Origin of the sequence: Pseudomonas sp. PB101 (genome assembly GCF_009764265.1) — a bacterium.
Lineage (GTDB): Bacteria > Pseudomonadota > Gammaproteobacteria > Pseudomonadales > Pseudomonadaceae > Aquipseudomonas.
This window is the reverse complement of sequence record NZ_RWIR01000060.1, coordinates 56,850-82,475: the sequence shown is the minus strand read 5'-3', so window position 1 is coordinate 82,475 and position 25,626 is coordinate 56,850. Positions and strand designations below refer to the sequence as shown.

Here is a 25,626-nt window from a genome sequence, read left to right as displayed (position 1 = left end):
AGTTCAATCAACGCAAAATCACCGGGATCACTCCCGCGATTCAACCCCCAACTCATCCCACACCGACTCGGCCAGGTGGAAGGTCGCATTGGCCGCCGGAATCCCGCAGTAGATGGCGCTCTGCATAATCACTTCCTTGATCTCGCCGCGGCTCACGCCGTTATTGGCGGCGGCACGCAGGTGCAGTTTGAGTTCGCCTTCGCGGTTCATGCCGATCAGCATGGCGATGGTGATCAGGCTGCGCGTGTGGCGCGGCAGGCCCGGGCGGGTCCAGATGTCACCCCAGGCGTGGCGGGTGATCATCTCCTGGAACTCCGAGTTGAACTCGGTCAGGGTGGTCAGGCTGCGGTCGACGTGGGCGTCGCCCAGTACCGCGCGACGGACGTTCATGCCCTCGTCGTAACGTTGTTTCTCGTCCACAACAATCCCCTTAATGAGCCGACAAAAACGCCAGTACCCGCTCGCTGAACGCAGCGCCGGCCTGGACGTTGGACAAGTGCGCCGCATGGAACTCGGCGTACTCGGCGCCCGGCACATGCTCCTGGATGAAGTGCCCGCCGGACGGCGGCGTCACCGCATCTTCGGTCCCGGCGATCACCAGCAACGGCGCCTTGATCGAAGACAACTGATCACGGAAGTCAGCATCACGCACCGCTGCGCAGTTGGCTGCATAACCTTCGGGCGATGTGGCCGCGAGCATGTCGGTAATCTGCTTGGCTGCCGCCGGGTTGGCCGCAGAAAAGTCCGGCGTGAACCAGCGGGCAATCGACGCATCGCGCAGGGCGACCATGGCGGCCTGACCATCGCGCAGCACCATCTCAATGCGCGGGTTCCACACCGACGGATCGCCGATTTTCGCTGCGGTGTTGCACACGATCAGCTTGTTCAGGCGATTGCCGGCATTGATCCCCAGCCACTGGCCGATCAGCCCGCCCATGGATAAACCACAAAAATGCGCGCGCTCGATGTGCAAGGCATCCAGCAGCGCCAGCACGTCGTGGCCCAGTTGCTCGATGCTGTACGGGCCCGGCGTCACCAGGGATTGGCCGTGGCCACGGGTGTCAAAACGCAACACGCGAAAATGCTCGGTGAACGCCGGGATCTGCGCGTCCCACATGTGCAGGTCCGTGCCCAGGGAGTTGGACAGCACCAGCACCGGCGCATCGACCGGTCCATCGAGTTGGTAATGCAGTTCGCCCTCGGCGAGTTGTACAAAAGCCACAGCAAGTCTCCTTCAGGCAGTCAATGCAGAATGTTCAGCCACCGCCCTCTCGACCCAGGTACGGGCCTGGCCGAGATAGTGGGCAGGGTCCAGCAGATGATCGAGTTCAGCCGCCGACAGTTCGGCGGTCACTTGCGGTTCGTCGCCGAGGACCGCACGCAGATGACGTTGTTCGGCCACCGCGCGTTTGCAGCATTGTTCGAGCAGATGGTGTGCGCTATCGCGGCCGACCCGTTGCGCAAGGACGATGCTTACCGCTTCGGCAAGGACCAGGCCCTGGGTCAGATCGAGGTTGCGCGCCATGCGCTCGGCATCCACTTCCAGTCCTTGGGCGATCAACAGCGCTTGCTGCAGGCTGCCCGACACCAGGCAGCAGATTTCCGGCAGGGTTTCCCATTCGGCATGCCACAGGCCGAGGCTGCGCTCATGCTCCTGGGGCATGGCGCTGAACAGTGTCGAGAGCAGACCGGGGACGCGCGTCGCCGCGCCGATCAGCACCGCTGCGCCGACCGGATTGCGCTTGTGCGGCATGGTCGAAGAACCGCCCTTGCCCGGCGCCGAAGGTTCGAACACTTCGGCGGCCTCGGTCTGCATCAACAGGCTGATATCGCGTCCGAGTTTGCCGAGACTCCCGGCGATCAGGCCGAGTACCGCAGCGAACTCAACCACACGGTCACGCTGGGTATGCCACGGCTGATCGGGCAAGGCCAGTTGCAGCTCTTCGGCCAGTGCCCGGGCAACCGGCATGGCCTGCTCGCCAAGTGCCGCCAGGGTTCCGGACGCTCCGCCGAATTGCAGCACCAACAGACGCGGTTTCAGCTCGACCAGGCGTTGCCGACTGCGGGTCACGGCGCCCAGCCAGCCGGCGATTTTCATGCCCAGGGTCACTGGCGTCGCATGTTGCAACCAGGTGCGGCCGGCCAATGGCGTGGCCACATAGCGCTGGGCCTGGGTAGCGAGGATCCGCCCCAGTTGCGCCAGATCGCTTTCGATCAGTTCCAGTGCGCGGCGCAATTGCAGCACCAGGCCGCTGTCCATCACATCCTGGCTGGTCGCGCCCAGATGCACGTAACGCTCGGCCTCGGCATTGTGCGAAGCGATCTGTTTGCCCAACGCCTTGACCAGCGGAATCGCCGAATTTCCCGCCGTGGCAATCGCCTCGCCCAATGCCGCGAAATCATAAAGCCCGGCGCTGCAAGCCGCCTCGATCGGCGCGACCGCACTCGACGGGACCAACCCGACCCGCGCTTCAGCCCGGGCCAGTGCTGCTTCAAAGTCGAGCATGGCCTGGACCCGGCCCTGATCGCAGAACACGGCGCGCATATCGCGGGCGGTGAAATAGGCATCGAACAACTGATTGCCCGGTCGCTGGTTCATAAACAATTCCTAGAGGCGCGGGCCGGTGAGGCCCGCGTAAAGATCACAGATCGTGGTGCAGATACTTCGCTTGTTTCGGCAGACGCAGGCTGAACAGGAACGCTATCGCCATCATGACCGTCACGTACCAGTAGAAGGAGTTCTCCATGCCCACGGCCTTGAGGCTCAAGGCAACATACTCTGCCGAACCGCCGAAGATTGCATTCGCCACCGCATACGCCAGGCCAACACCCAGGGCACGCACCTCCGGCGGAAACATCTCGGCTTTCACCAAACCACTGATGGACGTGTAGAAACTGACAATCGCCAGCGCCAGGGTGATCAGCACGAAAGCCAGAAACGGACTGCTCACGCTTTTCAGGCTCAGCAAGATCGGCACGGTGCACAACGTGCCCAGTGCGCCGAACCAGAGCATCGAGTTACGCCGGCCGATCTTGTCGGCGAGCATGCCGAAGATCGGCTGCATGCACATATAGAAGAACAGCGCGCCGGTCATGATGTAGCTGGCGGTCTTGGCCGGCATCCCGGCGGTGTTCACCAGGTACTTCTGCATGTAAGTGGTGAAGGTGTAGAAAATCAGCGAGCCACCGGCGGTGTAGCCCAGCACGGTGATGAACGCGGCTTTATGGTCACGAAACAGCGCGCTGATGCTGCCGGCGTCCTTGTTTTCGCGCATTTCCTTGCTGGAGGTTTCTTTCAGCGAACGACGCAGATACAGCGAAACCAGCGCCGCCATGGCACCGACCACAAAGGGAATCCGCCAGCCGTAGGCACGCAATTCGTCTTCGTTGAGGAACTGTTGCAGGATCACCACCAGCGACACCGCGAGCAGTTGGCCACCGATCAGGGTCACGTACTGGAATGAAGCGAAGAAGCCGCGCTGGCCCTTGAGCGCCACTTCGCTCATGTAGGTCGCGGTGGTGCCGTACTCACCGCCCACCGACAAGCCTTGCAGCAAACGGGCGAAGAGCAACAGGATCGGCGCCCAGACCCCGATGCTGTTGTAGGTCGGCAAGCAGGCGATGAGCAACGAGCCGAAGCACATCATCAGAATCGAGATCAGCATCGAGTTCTTGCGCCCGTGCTTGTCCGCCAACCGCCCGAAAATCCAGCCGCCGATCGGCCGCATCAGGAACCCGGCGGCGAACACGCCTGCGGTGTTGACCAACTGCACGGTCGGGTTGTCGGACGGGAAAAACGCCGGGGCGAAATAGATCGCGCAGAAGGCGTAGACGTAGAAGTCGAACCATTCGACCAGGTTGCCGGACGAGGCACCGACGATGGCGAAGATCCGCTTGCTGCGCTCCTCACCGGTGTATAGCGGTTGTGTAGCGGTGTCAGTTGTCATTGTTTTTCACTCAATGGGGACAGTGAGAGTCTAGACACACTTTGCAACAGTCCCGTTCCGCAGATACATCAGCTCTGTAGGAGCCGGCTTGCTGGCGATTTACGGTGTGTCATTCAACATTGATGACGCTGACACACCGCAATCGCCAGCAAGCCGGCTCCTACAGTGATTTGCTAGTAGTCGAAGAACACCGTCTCGGCATCGGTGCCCTGCAGGATCACATTCCACTGGTACACACCCGACGCATCCTGCTTGGCCAGCAACGTAGCGCGGCGCTCGGCCGGCACGCACTCGAGCAGCGGATCGTCGACGTTGGCCGGCTCGCCATCAAAGTAGATACGCGTCAGCAGGTGCTTCACCAGGCCGCGGGCAAACACCAGCACCACCAGGTGCGGCGCCTGGGTCGTGCCCTTGAGGCCTTCGACCGTGCCCGGCTTGATGGTAGTGAAACGGAAGCGCCCTTCGGCATCCACCGGCACCCGGCCAAAACCTTCGAAGTTCGGGTCCAGGGGTTTGTCCTGGTCGTCTTCGGGGTGATCGTACTTGCCGGCGGCGTTGGCCTGCCAGACTTCCAGCATCGCGTCGTTGACGACATCGCCGTTGCCGTCGACCACTTGCCCGGTGATCGCCACGCGCTCGCCCAGGGTTTGTTCGACGGTCAGGTTTTCGCGGTTCAGCCAGGTCAGGCCGATGTGGTAGTACGGCCCGACGGTGTGGGACGTGGTCGCAGTCAGCGTCATCTTATTTCTCCATCGGCGTGGCGTCGCGGCCGCGCAATACGATGTCCCAGCGATAACCGAGGGCATAGGAAGGGATGGTTTTTTCCAGATCGAACGTGGCGATCAAACGCTCTTTGGCACCGGTATCGGGTACGCAGTTGTAGATCGGGTCGTATGCCAGCAGCGGGTCGCCCGGGAAATACATCTGCGTCACCAGGCGCGTCAGGATGCTCGGCCCGAACAACGAGAAGTGAATGTGCGCCGGGCGCCAGGCGTTGTGGTGGTTGCCCCACGGATAGGCGCCGGGCTTGATGGTCTGGAACTGATACCAGCCATCGGCGTCGGTCACGGTGCGGCCGGTGCCGGTGAAGTTCGGGTCCAGCGGTGCGTCGTGCAGGTCACGGGCATGGGCGTAGCGACCGGCGGCATTGGCCTGCCAGATCTCTACCAGAATCCCGGGCACCGGCGAGCCGTTTTCGTCCAGTACGCGGCCGTGGATGATGATGCGTTCACCCTGAGGTTGCGCGTCATGTTGGGCCGTCAGGTCGTTGTCCTTCTCGTTGACGCGGTCGGCGCCGATGGTCGGACCGGTGATCTCCGACAACGAATGCGGCAGAAACACCAACGGCTTGGATGGCGAGCGCAGGTTGGTGGATTGATAGGTCGGGTGCAGGTATTCCGGCTGAGTGCCCGCCTGCGGGCGACGGTATCCAGGCTTGTCAGTCATTACGCTTTCCTCAGTTCTTGTTGGCTGTGTCAGACGCGTTCGATTGCCAGGGCCAGGCCCTGGCCGACGCCTACACACATGGTCGCCAGACCTTTCTTGCCACCTGTTTTTTCCAGCTGATGCAACGCGGTCAACACCAGTCGCGCGCCGCTCATGCCCAAGGGATGGCCCAAGGCAATCGCGCCACCGTTCGGGTTGACCTGGGCCGCGTCGTCGGCGATCCCCAGTTCACGCAGCACCGCCAGGCCCTGGCTGGCGAAGGCTTCGTTGAGTTCGATCACGTCGAAATCGCTGACCGCCACACCGAGGCGCTCGATCAGTTTGCGCACTGCCGGCACCGGGCCGATGCCCATCACCCGAGGGGCAACGCCGGCGCTGGCCATGCCCAGCACTTTGGCGCGAGCGGTCAGGCCGTGTTTCTTCACCGCTTCAGCCGAAGCCAGAATCAACGCGGCGGCGCCATCGTTCACACCGGAGGCGTTGCCGGCGGTGACGGTTTTGTCGGGACCGTTGACCGGCTTGAGTTTGGTCAGCGCTTCGAGCGTGGTGTCGGCGCGAGGATGCTCGTCCTGGCTGACCACGGTTTCACCCTTCTTGTGGGCAATGCGCACCTCGACGATTTCCTCGGCGAAAAAGCCTGCGGCTTGCGCGGCGGCGGTGCGTTGCTGGCTGCGCAGGGCGAACGCGTCCTGATCTGCGCGAGAGACCTTGTAGTCGTCGGCGACGTTGTCGGCGGTCTGCGGCATCGCGTCCACGCCGTACTGCGCCTTCATCAACGGGTTGATGAAGCGCCAGCCGATGGTGGTGTCTTCCAGTTTCATGTTGCGCGAAAACGCTGCATCAGCCTTGCCCATCACGAACGGCGCGCGGGACATCGATTCGACGCCGCCGGCAATCGCCAGCTCCATCTCGCCGCTGGCGATGGCGCGGAACGCAGTGCCGATGGCGTCCATGCCCGAAGCGCAGAGGCGGTTGAGGGTCACGCCGGGAATGCTTTCCGGCAGCCCCGCCAGCAGCAGCGCCATGCGCGCCACGTTGCGGTTGTCTTCACCGGCCTGGTTGGCACAGCCGAGGAACACCTCGTCCACGGCGTTCCAGTCGACCGACGGGTTGCGTTCCATCAAGGCCTTGATCGGCACGGCAGCCAGGTCGTCGGCACGTACCGTCGACAGGCCGCCGCCGAAACGGCCGATGGGGGTACGAATCGCGTCGCAGATATAAACGTCACGCATCACGCTTCTCCGGGGGCCTGGCCATGGGCGGCCGCAGTGCGGGCTTCGAGGTCTCGCAGCGCGGTCAACTCGACGTCCGTTGGCTCCGCAGTTTGCTCTACATGATCGGCAAAGCGAATGGCCCAACCGGTGGCGGCAACCACTTGCTCGCGGGTCACGCCCGGGTGCAGCGCGGTGACCACGAACTCATGGGTGCCGGCTTCCGGCTCCATGATGCACAGGTCGGTGATGATCCCGACCGGACCGGCGCCCGGCAGGCCGAGACGCTTGCGCGAGTCGCCGCCTTCACCGTGGCCGACCGAGGTAATGAAGTCGAGTTTGTCGACGAAGGAACGCGACGATTGCTTGAGGATGATCAGCACGCTCTTGGCCGAACCGGCAATCTCCGGTGCGCCACCGGCGCCCGGCAGACGGACTTTCGGCGAGTGGTAATCGCCGACCACGGTGGTGTTGATGTTGCCGAAGCGGTCGACCTGCGCCGCGCCGAGGAAGCCGACGTCGATGCGTCCGCCCTGCAGCCAGTAGCGGAAAATCTCGCCGGTCGGCACCACGGTGTCAGCGGTTTCCGCCAGCTCACCGTCACCGATCGACAGTGGCAGTACGCTCGGCTTGGCACCGATCGGACCCGACTCATAGATCAGCACCACATCGGGCGAAGACGTCAGGCGCGCCAGGTTGGCCGCTTTCGACGGCAGGCCGATACCGACGAAGCACACCGATCCGTTCTTCAGGCGGCGAGCGGCGGCGACGGTCATCATTTCATTGGTGGTGTAAGTCATTACTTCGCCTCCGAAGCGGCGGCCAGTTTGGCCTGGAACTCGCTGAAGTCAGCGCTGCCGTGGATGTATTCGTTGATCCACGCGGTGAAGGTTTCACGGTCGCGGGCAATCGGGTCCCAGGCTTGGTAGAAGCGGTTGTCGCGCTCGTTGTAACCGTGGGCGTAGGACGGATGCGCACCGCCTGGTACGTGGCAAACCGCGCTCAAGGCCCAGGTTGGCAATACACAGGAATTCATCGGTGCGTTGAGGTCGTCGACGATTTCTTCAACGGTGACGATGCAGCGCTTGGCGGCCAGTGCGGCTTCTTTCTGCACACCGAGAATGCCCCAGAGCAATACGTTGCCCTTGCGGTCGGCTTTCTGCGCATGGATCACGGTGATGTCCGGGCGCACCGAAGGCACGGCGGCCAGCACTTCACCCGTGAACGGGCAGGTAACGGACTTGATCAGCGGGTTGACCTTCGGCAGGTCGGAACCGGCGTAGGCACGCAGCACCGCGAACGGTAGGCCGGAAGCGCCGGCGACGTAGGCATTGGCCAGGTCGGCGTGGCTGTGTTCTTCGATTTCCAGCGGGTGCGGCCACTGCTTCTCGACAGCGTCACGCAGGCGATGCAGGGAACCGACGCCCGGGTTGCCACCCCAGGAGAAAATCAGCTTGCGGGCACAACCGGCACCGATCAACTGGTCGTAGATCAGGTCAGGGGTCATCCGCACCAGGGTCAGGTCTTTCTTGCCCTGGCGAATGATTTCGTGACCCGCCGCCGTTGGGATCAGGTGGGTAAAGCCTTCGAGCGCGACCGTATCGCCGTCGTTTACGAATTGCTTCACCGCGTCGTGCAGCGAAAGGATTTCAGCCATTGGGGCAGGCTCCCGTTTGTTGTTAACCGACAGTGGAAGAAGGCGCCGATGCGCAGCGCCGGAATGACTGAAGGTTAAGCCCGTGCCTAACACCAAACAATCCGATAATCGACTGAGCGTTCGATTATCGAACACATTGTTGTCTGGCTACCTATCCCCAAAAGCATCGCGGGCAAGCCCGCTCCCACAGAGGAATGTGATCACCTGTGGGAGCGAGCCTGCTCGCGAAGAGGCCCGCACATTCACTAAAGAGTCTGAATGGTGGCCTCAGGTCGCATCCGCATGACTGACCATGCCCTTGATCACCACCGCCGTGGTTGCCAGCGCCGCCGGAATCACCAGCGCCGTCAGCACCTGCTCGAAGTTCCAGCCCAACCCCAGTAGCGTCGCGCCCATCCAGGCACCCAGGATGGCACCGAAACGGCCGATCCCGAGCATCCACGACACACCAGTGGCCCGCCCTTGAGTCGGATAGAACCGCGCCGCCAGCGACGGCATCGCCGATTGCGCACCGTTGACACACATCCCGGCGACCAGCACCAGCGTCGCCAACAGCGTAATGTTGCCCAGGCTCTGCCCTACCGCGTAGGCAAACACCCCGGCCAGCAGGTAGAAAGTGCCGATGACCTTGTGCGGATTGAACCGGTCCATCGCCCAGCCCACGCCCACCGCACTCAACACCCCGCCAAACTGGAACAGCGCGCCGATGAAGGCGGCCTGCTCCATGCTCGCGCCACTGTCACGCATCAGCGTCGGCAACCAACTGGTCAGCAGGTAGACGATGACCAGGCCCATGAAGTAAGTCAGCCACAACAGCAAGGTGCCGGTGCTATAAGTGCCGGAGAAGATCACCGCGAACACATTGCGCGCCTTCACGGTTTTCTGTTCCGGCACACTGAAACCGGACGCCTGGGCCACCAGCGTCGGGTCGATCGGCGCCAGGGCCTTGCGCACTTTGTCGGTGCCGCGGTTGCGCACCACCAGGTAACGCGCCGACTCCGGCAGCCAGAACAGCAAAACGACGGCGAGGATCAGCGGCAGGATTCCGCCGATCAACAGCAGGCTGTGCCAGCCAAAAGCCGGAATGAGCTTGGCCGAGATAAACCCGCCGCCGGCCATGCCGAGGTTGAAACCGCAGAACATGCTGGTCACCAGCAAGGACTTCTTGCGCTCCGGGGTGTACTCCGACAGCAGCGTCGTGGCGTTCGGCATGCCGGCGCCCAGACCCAGGCCGGTCAGGAAGCGCAATACCAACAATTGCTCGACATTAGTGCTGTAGGCCGAAGCCAGGCTGAAGGCGCCGAACAACAACACCGCCCCGACCAGTACGACTTTTCGCCCGAAGCGGTCAGCCAATGGCCCGGAGCCCAGTGCACCAAAGACCATGCCGATCAGGGCGGCACTCATCACCGGGCCGAGGCTGGCGCGATCGATACCCCAATCCTGGGAAAGGGCCGGCGCGATGAACCCCATGGCCGCGGTATCGAGGCCATCGAGAAAGACAATCAGGAAACACAGGATCACCACCCGCCACTGGTAGCGCGAAATGGGCTGAGCATTGATGAAGGACTGCACGTCGAGGCAGTTGCCGACAGCAGACTGGGGCTGGTTCATTATTTTTATTCCATGGATCACAGTCGAGAAGGGGCCAGCCAGGGCTGACGCAGTCGCGACATTAATGATCCACAGGAAACAGCGTCAATTCGCCAAACGTAACTCTGTGCGTTTATCGAACACCTTAGGTGAACAACTGGGTACTGAGGTCGCGGCTGGCACTGAGCAGGCCGGGCAGGAAACGTTGTTCCAGCTCGTTGCGGCTGACTCGCCCGGCGTGGGTGCTGACGTTGAGGGCCGCGACCACCTGGCCGGACGCGTCGTACACCGGTACCGCAATCGAGCGCAGCCCTTGCTCGAGTTCCTGGTCGACGATGCACCAGCCTTGCTGTCGCACCTCTTGCAGGCATTCGAGCAATGCCTCGGGGGTGTGGATCGTACGGCTGGTCTTGGCCTGCAATTCGGCGTGATCGAGGTATTCGCCCAGCGAAGTGTCATCCAGCGCGGCCAGCAGAATCCGTCCCATCGACGTGCAATAGGCAGGCAGGCGCCCGCCCACCGACAGGTCCACCGAAATCAGGCGCTGGGTAGTCGCGGAGCGGGCGATGTAGAGAATGTCGTCACCTTCCAGCGTGGCCATGTTGCAGGCCTCGTGCAGTTGTTCGCTCATGCGGTCAAGGTAAGGCTGCGCGGAAACCGCCAGCGGCGTCGATGACACATAGGCATGGCCGAGGGTCAGCACTTTGGGCAGCAACGAATAGGTGCGGCCGTCGGTGGTGGCGTAGCCGAGTTTGATCAGGGTGTGCAGGCAACGGCGCACGGCGGCGCGGGGAATTTCCGTGCGGTGGCTGATCTGGGCAATGGTCAGGTGCCGTTTGCGCTCCTGGAACGCCTGCACCACGGCAAGGCCACGGGCCAGGGACGTCATGAAGTCCGGGTCGCCGGTCAGTGCCTGGATCCGTTTGGCCGGTGAGGCAACGATGGGTGGAGCCACTGAAGCGAAGGAATTGCGCAATTGATCGTTCATACAAGGTCCTTTTACCCAATCGGTTCAGCGACTATTACAAAGGTCTACCGCCTGAGGCTCAAGCCCGACCTGCCAACTCCGGGCGATTATCGAACGCTCGACCGATAATCGCAATCCGTTGTATCAATCACCCGATCCGTTGATGCACGGTTTTTTTCGCTCACCCAGCCATTCGACACAGGACTTAATGGAGCAATACAAATACCGTAACTTGTTCGACTTAATGGCGTCAGAAAGGCATCGCCGCAATCTGCTATCAGTCGACGTTCTAATTGATCGCAAAGTAGCGGGCAACAAAACTGTCACCCCTCAAGACCCGCTTTTAACTCTTTGGTGATAGTGTTCTGCAAATCGGCCGCTATAATACAATTCAGTAGCGCCCCGGTTTTTTTACTTGCCGGACCCGCTACCCGGCAATGCGATGTTCCATCGCCATTGCCCGTTGCAAGCGCAAGATCCGCATTGCACTGCCTTGCCAGTGCGCTTGCCGAACAGGAAACTGAAGCTGCGTCAGCTGTTTATCTCTGGTGTCGTGGCCGCCTGTGACATGGAAGTATTGCTCACGTTGTTGCCAAAACGATGCCTTTGCCGGCATTGCCCATTCGACAAATGTGATCAATCGATTTGATGCAGCGCGTTTTCACCAGAATTTATCCCAACTCAAACAGGTAGCACTGTGACGAAAGACGAACTGCGCGCGGAACTAGAGCGCCAGGAACAACGTTACAAGGAAGTTTACGGCGGAGAAGTCACCACTTACGCCGCTCAACCCGAACCGGAACGCAAACCCTGGCGTAAGCGCGCCACCGTTCAGGATCAGGTTTTCCAGCAAGAACTTCAGAAAATGGAAAAGGAACTCAAAGCCGAAGAGCCGTGACTGCTTCGGCCCGATCCTTACAAGGGCCTGCCTGTACACCTGTTAAAAGCGGGATGTATGGATGTCGCCTTGCGCGCCCGCTACGAGCGGGCAGCGGCCCCACCGTCGTCGAACCAGGCGGTTTTTTGATATCTGACCTATTTCTCAGATTTTTCATACAAGCTTTCAAGCCCCCGCCCCTGCGGCTCGAATGGCTAACGATTACGATCTTTTCGAAGAAAATCAATAACTTAAAAAACGCAGCAAAACCCTTGGGTTTTGGGTGTTGCGACCAAAAAAATCATTGAAGAATGTTACCGACGAGCAGCTAGTGCATTGATTGACACTCTTTTCTGGCATAATCGCGCCCCCTTATGACCGGGTCAGAAAACCTTCATGATCGATTTATTCAGCGGACTGGATGCTTGGGTGCTTGTGAGCCTCTTGCTCGCCCTGGCCTTTGTCCTCGCCTTCGAGTTCATCAACGGCTTTCATGACACCGCTAACGCGGTGGCCACCGTTATCTACACCAAAGCCATGCCGCCTCACCTGGCGGTGTTCTTCTCCGGTGTGTTCAACTTCCTCGGCGTGCTGCTGGGCGGCGTTGGCGTGGCGTATGCCATCGTTCACCTGCTGCCGGTGGAGCTGCTGATCAATGTGAACACCGGCCATGGCCTGGCGATGGTGTTCTCGTTGCTCGCTGCAGCCATCACCTGGAACCTGGGCACCTGGTACTTCGGTATCCCCGCCTCCAGCTCCCATACGTTGATCGGTTCGATCCTCGGCGTGGGCCTGGCGAACGCCTTGATCAACGAAATTCCGTTGGCCGATGGCGTGAACTGGCAGAAGGCGATCGATATCGGCATGTCGCTGGTGTTCTCGCCAATGGCCGGTTTCCTGATCGCCGCGCTGATCCTGATCGGTCTTAAATGGTGGCGTCCGCTGTCGAAGATGCACAAGACACCGGAGCAGCGCCGCAAGATCGACGACAAGAAACATCCGCCGTTCTGGAATCGCCTGGTATTGGTGATTTCGGCCATGGCCGTGAGTTTCGTGCACGGTTCCAACGATGGCCAGAAAGGTATCGGCCTGATCATGCTGGTCCTGATCGGTATCGTGCCGGCGCAGTTCGTCCTCGACCTGAACAGCACGACCTATCAGATCGAGCGGACCCGCGACGCCACGCTGCACCTGAGCCAGTTCTACCAGCGCAACTCGGAAACCCTGGGCGAGTTCCTGGCCCTGGGCAAGAGCGTGGAAGGCGATCTGCCGGAGAAATTCCGTTGCAACCCGCAACAGACCGAACCGACCATCGCCGCCCTGCTCGGCACCCTCAAGGGTGTAGCGGACTACCACTCGCTGTCGTCGGAAAGCCGCATCGAAGTCCGTCGCTACCTGCTCTGCCTGGACGACACGGCGAAGAAAGTCAGCAAGCTGCCAACGCTCGGCGCCCGTGAAAAGGCTGACCTGGACAAGCTGCGCAAAGACCTGACCACCACCACTGAGTACGCCCCGTTCTGGGTGATCCTCGCGGTTGCACTGGCCTTGGGCCTGGGCACCATGGTCGGCTGGAAACGCGTGGTCCTGACCATTGGCGAGAAGATCGGCAAGCAAGGCATGACCTACTCCCAAGGCATGTCGGCGCAGATCACCACCGCCAGCCTGATCGGCCTGGCGAACATCTTCAGCCTGCCGGTTTCCACTACCCATGTGCTGTCTTCCGGCGTGGCGGGCACCATGGTCGCCAACAAAAGCGGCCTGCAAGGCGGCACCGTCAAAACCATCCTGCTGGCCTGGGTATTGACCCTGCCAGCCACGGTGGCCCTGTCGGCCGGGTTGTTCTGGCTCGCTTCGAAGGCACTTGGCAGCTGACAGGCAGCCAAACGAAAAAGGCGCGCTCCGTGAGGATCGCGCCTTTTTTATTGCCGCCAATCGCAAAAAATCACTGTAGGAGCGAGCTCTGCTCGCGATGGACGCCAACGATGACGCGGGCTGCCTGAATGTACGCGTTGTCCTTGCGGTCATCGCGAGCAGAGCTCGCTCCTACAGGGTTACGTGTTTACCGATAGTTTTTCGCAGGCAAAAAAAAAGGCAACCGAAGTTGCCCAAAATGCCTTGCGTGCTCATTACATCCAGAAGGAACTACGGTTACTTGCGCTTGTGCGAATCCTTCCAGATAAAAAGTCCGAACCCTGCAAAAAACACAAACATGAGGCTGACAGTCAGCACTCCGGCGATCACCACGTTGTCGAAAAACATGACGCGTCTCCTGAACTTGCCCTGTTGCGATAGGGCTAAGTTAACCAAACGGGCAGGAGAGAATATTGACCGGGATCAATGTCGCCCGAGACTGGGCAAGAGGAAGGGAGAAGTTTGACCCGCATCAATGAATGCGGGAGAGGCTCAGCGTTTTTTCGGTTTGTTTTTCGGCTTCTTTTTAGCCTTGCCCAACGGCATGGCCTGTTCGAACGCCTGGCGAACTTCATTGAGTCGTTTGTCATTGAGGTCATGAACACGCTTGGCGCGTTCGGCGTTGAGGTCAATCAGCTTGTCGTCTTGGCTCATGGCAGTCAGTGCATCGCTTGAAATGAAATTCGGCCGCCGTAGCGTTCGGCAACCCTGCGCCAATAATGCGGCCTGACGGCCGCGCTGACCAGCCTGCGCTCAAATCTCGATATCGACCCACAACCCCTGCCGCGGCTGATCTTCCATCAGCGGCGCCACCGGTACGGTGTTGTCGGCATTGAGCTCGTCGCCGGGAATCGCCAGGTGAGCCTCGGGGTCATTGTCGGCTTCGTGGCGACGGCGTTCCTGCTCCTGTCTGCGGCGCTGTTCCTCGCGCAGCACCAGACCGTCCTCTTCGGGATTGCGTTTTTGCAGGTCGATGGTGCTTTCGCTGGAGCTTTCCTGCACCGGCACCACCGGGGGAATATCCGGACGCTGGCGGATCGGATCCGTCTGTGAAGTGATCGGCACGGCACTCAAGGGGAGCATCGGTGGCAGCATGGTATTCGGTCTCCTGTCAGCAGGCTGTCGGCTGCGGCGATGGCGACTTGAGCCATCGGTCGCAAACTGTGACCCAATCGGCACTCATTAGTGCACCGGGCGGCGCGTCATGCACAGGTGGTCTAACGTATGACTGTGAGTTTTTCTGAGAGTCCTTTGGCCCTGAAGCCCTCATTCCGTTAAGATAGCCCGCTTTTTCAAGGTGGGAGTCAGGCAGCATGGCGCAGCAGTATCAACCGGGGCAACGCTGGATCAGTGACAGCGAAGCCGAGCTGGGTTTAGGCACCGTTCTGGCACAGGACGGCCGCTTGTTGACCGTGCTCTACCCGGCCACTGGCGACACTCGCCAGTACGCGCTACGGAATGCGCCCCTTACCCGCGTGCGGTTTTCGCCGGGTGACTCCATCACTCATTTCGAAGGCTGGAAACTGACCGTCCGCGAAGTCGACGACATTGATGGCCTGCTGGTTTACCACGGCCTCAACGCGCAGAACGAAGTGGTCACCCTGCCGGAAACCCAACTGTCGAACTTCATCCAGTTCCGCCTGGCCAGCGACCGTCTGTTCGCCGGCCAGATCGACCCGCTGGCCTGGTTCTCCCTGCGTTACCACACACTGGAACACACCAGCCGCCAGTTGCAGTCCTCCCTTTGGGGCCTGGGCGGCGTGCGTGCGCAACCCATCGCGCACCAGTTGCACATCGCCCGCGAAGTCGCCGACCGTATCGCGCCACGGGTTCTGCTGGCCGACGAAGTGGGCCTGGGCAAAACCATCGAAGCCGGCCTGGTGATCCATCGCCAATTGCTCTCGGGCCGCGCCAGCCGTGTGCTGATCCTGGTTCCGGAAAACCTGCAGCACCAGTGGCTGGTAGAAATGCGCCGCCGCTTCAACCTGCAGGTCGCACTGTTCGACGAAGAGCGCTTCATCGAAAGCGATGCCAGCAACCCGTTCGAAGACACCCAGCTCGCGCTGGTCGCGCTCGAATGGCTGGTGGACGACGAAAAAGCCCAGGACGCGCTGTTCGCCGCCGGCTGGGACTTGCTGGTGGTCGACGAAGCTCACCACCTGGTGTGGCACGAAGATCAGGCCAGCCCTGAATACACCCTGGTCGAGCAACTCGCTGAAACCATTCCCGGTGTACTGCTGTTGACCGCCACCCCGGAACAACTGGGCCAGGACAGCCACTTCGCCCGTCTGCGCCTGCTCGACCCGAACCGTTTCCATGACCTGCACGCCTTCCGTGCCGAGAGCGAAAACTATCGCCCGGTGGCCGAAGCCGTTCAGGAGTTGCTGGACCAGGGTCGCCTGTCGCCACAAGCGCACAAGACCATCCATGGTTTCCTCGGCAACGAAGGCGAAGCCCTGCTCGCCGCCGTCAACGATGGCGACACCGAAGCCAGCGCGCGCCTGGTGCGCGAACTGCTCGACCGCCACGGCACCGGCCGCGTGCTGTTCCGCAACACCCGCGCCGCCGTGCAAGGGTTCCCGGAGCGCAAGCTGCACCCGTATCCGTTGCCGTGCCCGGACGAATACCTCGAACTGCCCCTGGGCGATCACGCCGAGCTGTACCCGGAAGTCAGCTTCCAGGCCCAGCCGGATGCCAACGAAGAAGAACGCTGGTGGAAATTCGACCCGCGCGTCGAATGGCTGATCGACCAGTTGAAGATGCTCAAGCGCACCAAAGTGCTGGTGATCTGCGCCCACGCCGAAACCGCCATGGACCTGGAAGACGCCCTGCGCGTGCGTTCCGGCATCCCGGCCACGGTGTTCCACGAGGGCATGAACATCCTCGAGCGTGACCGCGCCGCCGCCTACTTCGCCGACGAAGAATTTGGCGCGCAAGTGCTGATCTGCTCGGAAATCGGCAGTGAAGGCCGCAACTTCCAGTTCTCCCATCACCTGGTGCTGTTCGACCTGCCGTCCCACCCGGACCTGCTTGAGCAACGTATCGGGCGTCTGGACCGGATCGGCCAGAAGCACATCATCGAACTGCACGTGCCGTACCTGGAAACCAGCCCGCAAGAGCGCCTGTTCCAGTGGTACCACGAAGCGCTGAACGCCTTCCTCAACACCTGCCCGACCGGCAACGCCCTGCAGCACCAGTTCGGCCCGCGCCTGCTGCCGCTGCTCGAAGAAGCCGACGACGGCGAGTGGCAAGCGCTGATCGACGAAGCCCGCACCGAACGCGAGCGCCTGGAAGCCGAGTTGCACACCGGCCGTGACCGTTTGCTGGAGCTGAACTCCGGTGGCGCGGGCGAAGGCGTTGCGCTGGTGGAAGATATCCTCGAGCAAGACGACCAGTTCGCCCTGCCGATCTACATGGAAACCCTGTTCGACGCCTTCGGCATCGACAGCGAAGACCATTCGGAAAACGCGCTGATCCTCAAGCCGAGCGAAAAAATGCTCGACGCCAGCTTCCCGCTGGGCGACGACGAAGGCGTGACCATCACGTACGACCGTAACCAGGCGCTGTCTCGCGAAGACATGCAGTTCATCACCTGGGAACACCCGATGGTGCAGGGCGGCATGGATCTGGTGCTGTCCGGCTCGATGGGCAACACCGCCGTGGCGCTGATCAAGAACAAGGCGCTCAAGCCTGGCACCGTGTTGCTGGAACTGTTGTATGTCAGCGAAGTGGTTGCCCCGCGCTCGCTGCAACTGGGCCGCTACCTGCCGCCGGCCGCCCTGCGCTGCCTGCTCGATACCAACGGCAACGACCTGTCGGCCCGCGTGGCGTTCGAAACCTTGAACGACCAGCTCGAAAGCGTACCGCGTGCCAGCGCCAACAAGTTCATCCAGGCCCAGCGCGACCAGTTGACGCCGCGGATCAACGCCGGTGAAGCGAAGATCCTGCCTCGCCACACCGAACGTGTCGCCGAGGCGCAGCGTCGCCTGGCCGCCGATACCGACGAAGAACTGGCGCGCCTGACTGCCTTGCAAGCGGTCAACCCGACCGTGCGCGACAGCGAACTGGTAGCCCTGCGCAAACAACGCGAGCAAGGCCTGGCCATGCTCGACAAGGCTGCGCTGCGACTGGAAGCGATTCGGGTGTTGGTGGCGGGTTAAGTCCCCTGCTCTACCCTGCTAAAAAGAAGGCCCGCAGTGATGCGGGCCTTTTTTTATCTGATTTTTGTGGTGATGCCGATGGCCTCATCGCGGGCAAGTCGGATCGCCGCACCGCCGCTCCCACAGGTTTAGAGTTGACCACATAACTTGTGAACAACACCAACCACTGTGGGAGCGGCGGTGCGGCGATCCGACTTGCCCGCGATGGCGGCTAGGCAGTCACTGCAGAACCATCAGGCTCAACCACCGCCACCAACCCTTCCTTCATCCGCTTGGCATCCCGCACGAAACACCGCGAAGCCAGGAACAGAAACACCACGGTGAACAGCAGCGCCACCGGAATCAGGTACATCGCGTCATGCAGGCCGACCGCCTTGAAGGCCTCGGTCATCTGTTCGGCACCCGCCGCGAGCATCGCCGTGTGGGCGAAGTGATCGGACAACGCGCCGACCACTACCGGGCCAAGACCACCGCCCAACAGATACAGTCCGGCGAAGAACAACGCCATGGCCGTCGCCCGCAGACGCGGCTCGACTACATCCTGAATCGCCGTATAGACGCAGGTATAGAAGTTGTAGGCGAACAGCCAGCCCAAACTGAACACGGCGACAAAAACGCCGATCTCGATCCGCCCGGAATGCAGCGCCCACGCGGTGCACACCGTCGAAATCACCAGGCTGAACGCCGCAAACAACAGTCGACCGTTGGCGACTCGCTGGTGAATCTTGTCCGCGATCCAGCCGCCCAGGGTCAGGCCGACCAACCCGGTCACGCCGACGATAACCCCGGTAGCGACCGCCGCTTCCTGCAATGGCATCAGGAAATAACGCTGCAGCATCGGCACCAGGAACGAGTTGCAGGCATAGGTGGCGAAGTTGAAACACAGGCCGGCCATCACCAGCCACAGGAAGGTCGGCACTGCCAATACCCGCCGGATCGGCCGATCGATCTTTTCCTGCGAGACCTGAACGCTCTCGGCGGCGCCGCGCTTCGGTTCCTTGATGAAAAACATGAAGATCGCAAGGATCAGCCCGGGCACCGCCGCGATAAAGAACGGTGCGCGCCAGCTGTCGAAGGCCTTGACCATCGCGCCGATGGTGAAGAACGCCAGCAACAGCCCCAATGGCAGCCCGAGCATGAAGATACCCATGGCCCGGGCCCGGCGGTGCGCCGGAAACAGGTCGCCGATCAGCGAGTTGGCGGCTGGCGCGTAACTGGCCTCACCAATGCCCACGCCCATGCGCACGATCAGGAAACTCCAGAAACTGCCCACCATGCCGTTGACGGCGGTCAACCCGCTCCACACCGCCAGCCCCCACCCCATCAGCTTGCTGCGCGAGCCGGTATCGGCCATGCGTCCGAGCGGCAAGCCGGCAATGGCGTAGACGAGGGTGAATGCCGTCCCGATGATCCCCAACTGGAAATCACTGAGGTGCCACTCCATGCGAATGGGCTCGATGATGATGGCCGGGATGGTGCGGTCGAAAAAATTGAACAGGTTGGCCAGGAACAACAGGAACAGGATGCGCCAGGCATTGGCCGCTTGGGTCGAGTTCTGCATGGATCCGTCTCTTTTATTGTTATTGGGGCGTCACTGCCCCCGGACTTTGCAATCTAGACAGGCCAGGCACAACTGTCTTTCATTATTCGCCAGGCTGATACCTGCCCATGGCGCACACTCACAGGGTATTTCGCAGCCCGTCCGGTTGATGAAAAATACCTCTCGCCCCCCCTTCCCAAGCCGATGGCGAAGCCTAGAATAGCGGCCTTGATTCCCCCCCTGTGTCTCCACTCTCCTTACGATAATCGCCCATGTCCGAAGCCAGTCCGTGTCTGAATTGCGGTGCCTGCTGTTCTCATTTTCGCGTGTCATTTTTCTGGGGTGAGTGCGCCTCGTCCGGGGGGACGGTACCCGATGAGCTTGTCGAGCAGATCAGCCCCAGCCGGGTCGCGATGATCGGCACCGGCTGCAAACCCGTGCGCTGCACCAGCCTGGTGGGAGATGTCGGCAGTACGGTGCAGTGCTCGATCTACGAAAAACGCTCCAGCACCTGTCGGGAGTTCGATGCGTCCTGGGTCGATGGCCTGGCCAACCCAGATTGCGACGCCGCCCGCGCCGCCTTCGGCTTGCCGGCGCTGCAACCCGCGTTCGAGACGCCTCAGAAGCAAATCGCCTGAGTATTAGCACCAATCGCTATTAGGCTAATGTAAAAATGATTGGCACCAATGTGCCACTACCGCTTGCGCTCCACCCATGCCCTCTATACTCCAAGACATTCGTCGGCGCTCTTGCGCCGGCCTGAGGGATAACGATGGGGCATGCTATGGAGTGGCTTGGTGTGCATTTCATTACCGAGCTACCAGAGAGTGGACAGGTCATACTCAATTGCACACATGACCCTTTTCTGGTGCTGCTGGCTTATCTGGTCGCCTGCGTCGGCAGTTTCGCGACGCTGGACATGGCCGAGCGGGTTGCTCACGCTGAAAAATCCGCATCCCAGACGCGCTGGCGCTGGGTGGGCAGCGGGTGCCTGGCCGGCGGTATCTGGGCCATGCACTTCGTCGGGATGCTGGCATTCCAGGCGCCCGTCGACCTGCACTATCAACTGCCTGTCACGGTGTTCTCGCTGACCATCGCGCTGCTCGCCGCGTGGCTGGCCATGCAGACCCTCAGTCGTCCTGATTTGAGTTTTCAACGGTGCCTGAAGGCATCCATCGGGGTTGGCCTGGGTATCGCGACCATGCATTACGTGGGCATGACGGCCATGCACTCCAGTGCTTCGGTCTATTACCACCCAGGCCTGTTTGCCCTGTCCATCGCGATCGCGATCGGCGCCGCGCTGGCAGCCTTGTTGCTGGCCTGGTATCTGCGCAACGGCGCCGGCATGCTGCATCAGCTCTTCAAATACTGCGCCAGCCTGTTGCTCGGGGCGGGCATCCTCGGCATGCACCTCACGGCCATGGCCGCCTTCAACCTGGTGCTGCCCGAAGGCAGCCTGCCTGCGCAGAACGGCGAGCACAGTCACCTGCAACTGGCGCTGACCGTGACGGTCATGACGCTGCTGATCATCGGCAGCAGCATCAGCGCTGCACTGGCGGACAAGAAACTGCAACACAAGGACCACGACCTGCAACGGGTCAACTCCCTGCTCAGCCAGCTGGATCAGGCGCGCATGTCGCTGCAACAGGTGGCGCACTACGACGCGCTGACCAACCTGATCAACCGCCGAGGGTTCAATCAGATCTTCGCCGAAAAACTCATCGAGAAAACCAACGAAGGCGGAATGCTGGCGGTCCTGTTCCTGGACATCGACCATTTCAAGCGGATCAACGACAGCCTTGGCCACGATGCCGGCGACGAGTTGCTCAAAGTGCTTGCCGGGCACATCAAGAGCTCGGTTCGCAGTCACGAAGATGTGGTCGCACGCTTCGGCGGCGACGAGTTCTGCCTGCTCATCGACCTGCATGACCGTGACGAGGCGCGCCAGCTGGCGCAACGGATCATGCTTAAAATGAAGGATCCCATCGAGCTGGCCGGACGGCGCATGGTGATGACCACCAGCATCGGCATCAGCCTGTTTCCGGAAGACGGCAAGACCTGTGAAGAACTGCTGAAGAACGCCGACCTGGCGCTGTATCAGTCCAAGGGCAGCGGCCGCAACGGCCTGAATTTTTTCAGCGCCAACCTGAAAACCCGTGCCACGCTGGAGCTGCAACTGGAAGAAGAGTTGCGCCACGCCCTGCGTGAAGACTCCGGCCTGATGCTCTACTACCAACCGATATACGACCTCAAGACCGGTCAGGTCAGCAAGCTCGAAGCCTTGATCCGCTGGCAGCACCCGGTCCACGGTTTCCTTGTACCGGATCGTTTTATCGCCATCGCCGAGGCCAACGGCCTGATCGCCGAGCTGGACAACTGGGTGCTGCGCAAGGCCTGCGAGGATCTGGCCGAGTTGTCGCGCCAGGGCTGTGAAGACCTGAAGATCGCCGTGAATTGCTCGCCCCTTAACCTGGCGCGTGAAGAACTCGCCGATGAAATCGAGTTCGCATTGCGGGTGGCCGGGGTGGCGCCCCAGCGGCTGGAACTGGAAGTCACGGAAAATGCCTTGATGGGCAATATCGCCAACACACTGGTGTTGCTGCGACAGATACGCGCCCTCGGCGTATCGCTGTCCATCGATGACTTCGGCACCGGCTACTCATCCCTGGCCTACCTCAAGCGCTTGCCGCTCAACACGCTGAAAATCGACCGCTCGTTCATCCAGGACATCCCCAAGGCGACCCAGGACATGGAGATTGTCCAGGCGATTATCGTCATGGCCCACACCCTGCAACTGCAAGTGGTCACCGAAGGGGTCGAAACCTTCGAGCAATACCAGTTCCTGGAAGACCATGGCTGTGACTTCGTCCAGGGCTATCTGCTCAGCCGGCCGGTGCCGCTGACCGAACTGCTTCCGGTGCTAGACGAAATCAACCAGCGCAAGCACGCCTACACCGTCACGACGCTGAGCCTGGCTCACGGTACATCTGCACTAATGTAGACGGGTCTTTTTCGAGGAAACCCTGACTCCCGTGCAGGCGCATCAGCTGCGCGGCCAGCCCGCTGATCGGTGTCGCCGAGCCTTGCTCGCGGGAAAACTTCACCGCCGCGTCCAGATCCTTGAGCAACGTGCGCACGTGCCACTTGACCGGTTCGAAACGGTTTTCCGCCATCTGCGGGGCAAGGAACTGCAAGGGCTTCGAATCGGCAAAACCACCGGCCAGCGCTTCGGCGATCAGGCTGGCATCCACCCCGGAGCGTTCCGCCAGCGCGACCACTTCGGCAATCACCAAGGCATTGCAGGCGACGATCATCTGATTGCACGCCTTGGTCACCTGCCCTGCCCCGACGCCGCCCATGTGCGTCACGCGCTGCCCCAGGCTCAACAGGACAGGCCGGACCCGTTCCAGGTCCTGCGCTTCACCGCCGACCATGATCGCCAGGCTTCCGGCCTCGGCGCCGACCACGCCACCGGAGACCGGCGTGTCGAGCCAGCCCATGCCGGTTTTACCGGCGAGCTCAGCGGCCATTTCCCGCGTGGCGTTGGGTTCCAGGCTGGAAAAATCCACCAGCAGCTGCCCCTTTTTTGCCCCCTCGACAATGCCGGTCGGACCAAACACCACCTCGCGCACCACCGACGTATCCGCCAGACACAACATCACCACATCAGCGTGCCGGCACAGTTCTGCCGGGCTGGAGACCTGGCGTGCACCCGCCTCCACCAGCGGCTTGCACTTGTCCGGATTGCGATTCCATACCGCCAGCTGATAACCCGCGGCCAGCAGGCGGCGGCACATCGGCAACCCCATCAGGCCGATCCCGGCAAACCCCAACGAAGGTAGCGTTGACATCATTTAGCCTCCTTTTGATTAAAGATCGCCAAATATTGGCCGATTCATCATGACTTAGGAAAGGATTCACCCCGAGCAATGCTCAGGTCAAAGACCAAGGCAAGGTCCAAGTACGCGCTGAAAAAAGACGCGATTGTATTCCGTGACGGTTCGACGACAGTGAGTCGGCCAACCAATCAGCCCAGGTAGATGGCGAACAATGACTTCTAAAAACAACCCGGCCACTGCGGTAACCGATCTGACGTTGAGCCCAGCGGCCAACAGCCCGTCATCACCGAAGCCATTGATTCAATCGCGCCCGCTGGCGACCCAGCAATACCTGTACTTCACCGAAACCAACACCGACCGTATCCTCGACAACCTCGACGGCCTGCGCGACATGGTGTTCCCGCGCGCACCGCATCTGGAAGGCGACAGCGAACAGCACAACGATCAGGAATTCCCGTCGGTGTGCCTGATCGGCCTGGGCCGTTGCGGCTCGAACATCGCGCTGGACGTGGCGGAACTGGTGTACAACGCCCGCAAGTTCTACCTCAACGAATTCAACAACGAAGATCGCCTGTCGCCGGACAAGCGTTTTGCCGAAAAGGGCTACAGCCCGGCCCAATGGATCCGCAACAACCTGCGCCTGGGCCAGAACAAGAACACCAAGCCGGTGTTCCTGGTCGAGCCGCTGGTGATGCTCGGCGACCTGGACAAGGACATCGCCGGACGCATCCGCTTCTCGCGCAAGGGCGAAAAAAGCGGCTTCCTGCGCGACTACAGCAAGATGAAAATCATGGATTTGTCGGAAGTCCACGCCGGTGGCGCCGGTAACGCGCCGATCCTCGGCCAGTACCTGGCCAAGATCATCCTGAACAAGGACACCCAGCGTTTTTCCAGCCCTGACTGGAAGATGATTCACTCGTACCTGATCGACAGCTGCGGCATCAAGGCCAACCAGTCGCGCCTGTATTTCTCGATCTTCAGTGCCGGCGGCGGTACCGGCTCGGGCATGGCCTCGGAGTTCGGCCTGGCCCAGCAGCATTCGTACATGAACAAGACGTTCGACACCAAACCGATGGACGAGCACGACAGCAAGAGCGGTCACTCCTTCGTCTTCGAACCGATCTTCACCAGTGGCATCTGCGTGCTGCCGAACATTTCCGACCACCGCAGTGAAATGTCCGAGGCGCTGCACATCAACGCCGGTCGACTGCTGTGCAAATACCTGTCGGAAGAGTGGGACTTTTCCTACAACTTCGCCAACGAGGACAGCAGCGAAGCCAGCGTCATGGGCCGCATCCGCCCGTGGAACGCGATGATGCTGATTTCCAACGACATCATGCGTTACGCCGAAGAGAACGATGACGGCAACATCCAGAACATTGATGTCAATGCCATGGAAAAGCATGCCAACCAATACATCTCGCAGCAGATCTTCAACATTCTTACGGCCCAGGCGGTGACCACCGACTACGACCAGAACTATTTCCGTCGCGCCGGCATCGACATCGGCGAAACCATCCGCCTGGACGCCAACGACCTGTTCATGAGCCTGGCCGGCCCGGTGGCGATTGCCTACGCCGAGTCCGTGGTGCCGGAAACCCCGCCGCCGAGCAGCGACAAGTTCAAGGTGTTCGAGAAAGAGCCGCAGCGCCTGAACATCGACGACCTGTTCTTCCGCTCGATCGACCTGCCGCACTTCAACAAGGTCACCCAGGCCATCGAAGGCATCAGCCTGCTGCCGATCGAGTCCAAGCGCTATCGCGCGTCGCTGGAGCAATACAAGAATTCGGGCTACGACGCGGCCGCGCTGCACGACCTGCACTTCTTCAAGAACTGCTCGTCGGTGGTGTCGATCGTGTCCCTGCCCAAGGACTACAAGCTGTCCTACATGGACCTGAACCGGTTGAAGACTCACCTCAACAGCCTGTTCCCCAACACCACGCTCAAGCGTTACGCGCTGGTGATCGGTGCTTCGGCCAACCTGTCGTTGACCACCCTGATCGCCAAGAGCCCGTGCCTGTCGGACGATTTCCTGACGCTGATCGTGGCCTTCATCAAGCGCTGCTTCGCGAAGACGCCGTACCGTTTCGACGAAACCCTGGACAACTCGATCCTGGATTTCATCGTCCAGGAAGAATTCGACGAAGACCGTATCGACGACTTGCTCAACGAATTCGAGAACCCGGCGAAGATCCTCGATACCAACTGGTACGCGATCAAACCGATGTACGAGAAGAAGTACCGCGAGCTGATCAACGACAAGGAAAAGTTCGTCTCGATCAACGACATCCGCCTGTCCCGCGATTGCGTGAAGAAAGCGATCAAGTACCTGCGCGAGATCTACCGTCACCGCATCGGCAAGACCAAGGTGATTTCGTTGAATAACCACACAGGCAAGACTTTCTCGGTCTGATCCAGAACCGAGTTGCTCCAATCGCTGGCAAGCCAGCTCCCACAGGTTCGTGGCGGACACATTAA

At 61.0% G+C, this 25,626-nt stretch carries 22 protein-coding genes; 6 read left to right on the top strand and 16 right to left on the bottom strand.

The genetic code is table 11. From position 1 onward, the window contains the following. Positions 1 to 27: 27 nt before the first annotated feature. The 11 genes from pcaC to pcaR form a co-directional block, all read right to left on the bottom strand. Complete coding sequence (gene pcaC, locus EI969_RS18545; RefSeq protein ID WP_034146727.1) at positions 28 to 420, bottom strand: 4-carboxymuconolactone decarboxylase; 393 nt, start codon at positions 418 to 420, stop codon at positions 28 to 30. Between the two features lie 10 nt (positions 421 to 430). Beyond that, entirely contained in the window at positions 431 to 1,222 is a 792-nt protein-coding gene (pcaD, locus tag EI969_RS18540; protein ID WP_160389070.1) for a 3-oxoadipate enol-lactonase, read from the bottom strand. Positions 1,223 to 1,234: 12 nt separating this feature from the next. After that, complete coding sequence (locus tag EI969_RS18535; RefSeq protein WP_160389069.1) at positions 1,235 to 2,599, bottom strand: 3-carboxy-cis,cis-muconate cycloisomerase; 1,365 nt, start codon at positions 2,597 to 2,599, stop codon at positions 1,235 to 1,237. Positions 2,600 to 2,642: 43 nt separating this feature from the next. Continuing rightward, positions 2,643 to 3,947: an MFS family transporter gene (locus EI969_RS18530; protein WP_160389068.1), complete on the bottom strand. Its 1,305-nt coding sequence runs from the start codon at positions 3,945 to 3,947 to the stop codon at positions 2,643 to 2,645. 173 nt (positions 3,948 to 4,120) lie between these two features. Next, positions 4,121 to 4,687, bottom strand: coding sequence for a protocatechuate 3,4-dioxygenase subunit alpha (gene pcaG, locus EI969_RS18525; protein ID WP_160389067.1), 567 nt, complete (start codon positions 4,685 to 4,687; stop codon positions 4,121 to 4,123). Between the two features lies 1 nt (position 4,688). Beyond that, positions 4,689 to 5,393: a protocatechuate 3,4-dioxygenase subunit beta gene (pcaH, locus tag EI969_RS18520; protein WP_160389066.1), complete on the bottom strand. Its 705-nt coding sequence runs from the start codon at positions 5,391 to 5,393 to the stop codon at positions 4,689 to 4,691. Positions 5,394 to 5,422: 29 nt separating this feature from the next. Further along, positions 5,423 to 6,628, bottom strand: coding sequence for a 3-oxoadipyl-CoA thiolase (gene pcaF, locus EI969_RS18515; RefSeq protein ID WP_223459356.1), 1,206 nt, complete (start codon positions 6,626 to 6,628; stop codon positions 5,423 to 5,425). Next, on the bottom strand, positions 6,625 to 7,404 hold the full coding sequence (locus tag EI969_RS18510; protein ID WP_150718585.1) for a CoA-transferase subunit beta: 780 nt from the start codon (positions 7,402 to 7,404) through the stop codon (positions 6,625 to 6,627). The genes pcaF and EI969_RS18510 overlap by 4 nt, the downstream gene beginning before the upstream one ends. Then, complete coding sequence (locus EI969_RS18505) at positions 7,404 to 8,261, bottom strand: CoA transferase subunit A (RefSeq protein WP_020798340.1); 858 nt, start codon at positions 8,259 to 8,261, stop codon at positions 7,404 to 7,406. Before EI969_RS18505 ends, EI969_RS18510 begins: the two co-directional genes overlap by 1 nt. Before the next feature lie 267 nt (positions 8,262 to 8,528). Continuing rightward, the gene (locus tag EI969_RS18500; RefSeq protein ID WP_160389064.1) at positions 8,529 to 9,875 is read right to left on the bottom strand and encodes an MFS transporter; all 1,347 of its coding nucleotides are present in this window, start codon (positions 9,873 to 9,875) and stop codon (positions 8,529 to 8,531) included. Between the two features lie 124 nt (positions 9,876 to 9,999). After that, entirely contained in the window at positions 10,000 to 10,842 is an 843-nt protein-coding gene (pcaR, locus tag EI969_RS18495; RefSeq protein WP_095945396.1) for a pca regulon transcriptional regulator PcaR, read from the bottom strand. Positions 10,843 to 11,518: 676 nt separating this feature from the next. On the opposite strand from pcaR, the gene EI969_RS18490 reads away from it, so the two are divergent. Both EI969_RS18490 and EI969_RS18485 read left to right on the top strand, forming a co-directional pair. Beyond that, entirely contained in the window at positions 11,519 to 11,719 is a 201-nt protein-coding gene (locus EI969_RS18490; protein ID WP_007986337.1) for a hypothetical protein, read from the top strand. 375 nt (positions 11,720 to 12,094) lie between these two features. After that, positions 12,095 to 13,570, top strand: a complete 1,476-nt coding sequence (locus EI969_RS18485) for an inorganic phosphate transporter (protein ID WP_160389063.1) — start codon at positions 12,095 to 12,097, stop codon at positions 13,568 to 13,570. Between the two features lie 276 nt (positions 13,571 to 13,846). Here the strand turns inward: EI969_RS18485 and ccoM are convergent, their stop codons facing one another. The 3 genes from ccoM to EI969_RS18480 all read right to left on the bottom strand — a co-directional run bounded on the left by ccoM (position 13,847) and on the right by EI969_RS18480 (position 14,704). After that, complete coding sequence (ccoM, locus tag EI969_RS30810) at positions 13,847 to 13,957, bottom strand: cytochrome c oxidase subunit CcoM (protein ID WP_007976669.1); 111 nt, start codon at positions 13,955 to 13,957, stop codon at positions 13,847 to 13,849. Between the two features lie 144 nt (positions 13,958 to 14,101). Further along, the gene (locus EI969_RS30280) at positions 14,102 to 14,263 is read right to left on the bottom strand and encodes a hypothetical protein (RefSeq protein WP_008016476.1); all 162 of its coding nucleotides are present in this window, start codon (positions 14,261 to 14,263) and stop codon (positions 14,102 to 14,104) included. 99 nt (positions 14,264 to 14,362) lie between these two features. Beyond that, positions 14,363 to 14,704, bottom strand: a complete 342-nt coding sequence (locus EI969_RS18480) for a hypothetical protein (RefSeq protein ID WP_008054180.1) — start codon at positions 14,702 to 14,704, stop codon at positions 14,363 to 14,365. A gap of 218 nt (positions 14,705 to 14,922) precedes the next feature. Between EI969_RS18480 and rapA the strand changes: the two genes are divergently transcribed. Beyond that, the gene (rapA, locus tag EI969_RS18475) at positions 14,923 to 17,769 is read left to right on the top strand and encodes an RNA polymerase-associated protein RapA (protein WP_160389062.1); all 2,847 of its coding nucleotides are present in this window, start codon (positions 14,923 to 14,925) and stop codon (positions 17,767 to 17,769) included. Positions 17,770 to 17,980: 211 nt separating this feature from the next. On the opposite strand, the gene EI969_RS18470 is transcribed toward rapA, so the two are convergent. Next, positions 17,981 to 19,330, bottom strand: a complete 1,350-nt coding sequence (locus EI969_RS18470; protein WP_160389061.1) for an MFS transporter — start codon at positions 19,328 to 19,330, stop codon at positions 17,981 to 17,983. A 251-nt stretch (positions 19,331 to 19,581) separates the two neighbouring features. On the opposite strand from EI969_RS18470, the gene EI969_RS18465 reads away from it, so the two are divergent. Continuing rightward, a complete protein-coding gene (locus tag EI969_RS18465; protein WP_150718595.1) occupies positions 19,582 to 19,947 on the top strand; it encodes a YkgJ family cysteine cluster protein in 366 nt (121 codons plus the stop codon). Between the two features lie 146 nt (positions 19,948 to 20,093). Next, positions 20,094 to 22,310, top strand: coding sequence for a bifunctional diguanylate cyclase/phosphodiesterase (locus EI969_RS18460; protein WP_305989807.1), 2,217 nt, complete (start codon positions 20,094 to 20,096; stop codon positions 22,308 to 22,310). Here EI969_RS18460 and EI969_RS18455 read toward each other — a convergent pair. Further along, on the bottom strand, positions 22,267 to 23,163 hold the full coding sequence (locus EI969_RS18455; RefSeq protein ID WP_160389059.1) for an NAD(P)-dependent oxidoreductase: 897 nt from the start codon (positions 23,161 to 23,163) through the stop codon (positions 22,267 to 22,269). The two genes, EI969_RS18460 and EI969_RS18455, sit on opposite strands and share 44 nt — an antisense overlap. 196 nt (positions 23,164 to 23,359) lie before the next feature. On the opposite strand from EI969_RS18455, the gene EI969_RS18450 reads away from it, so the two are divergent. Further along, positions 23,360 to 25,561 (top strand): hypothetical protein, encoded by a 2,202-nt coding sequence (locus tag EI969_RS18450; RefSeq protein WP_160389058.1) that lies wholly within the window; start codon positions 23,360 to 23,362, stop codon positions 25,559 to 25,561. Positions 25,562 to 25,626 lie beyond the last annotated feature (65 nt).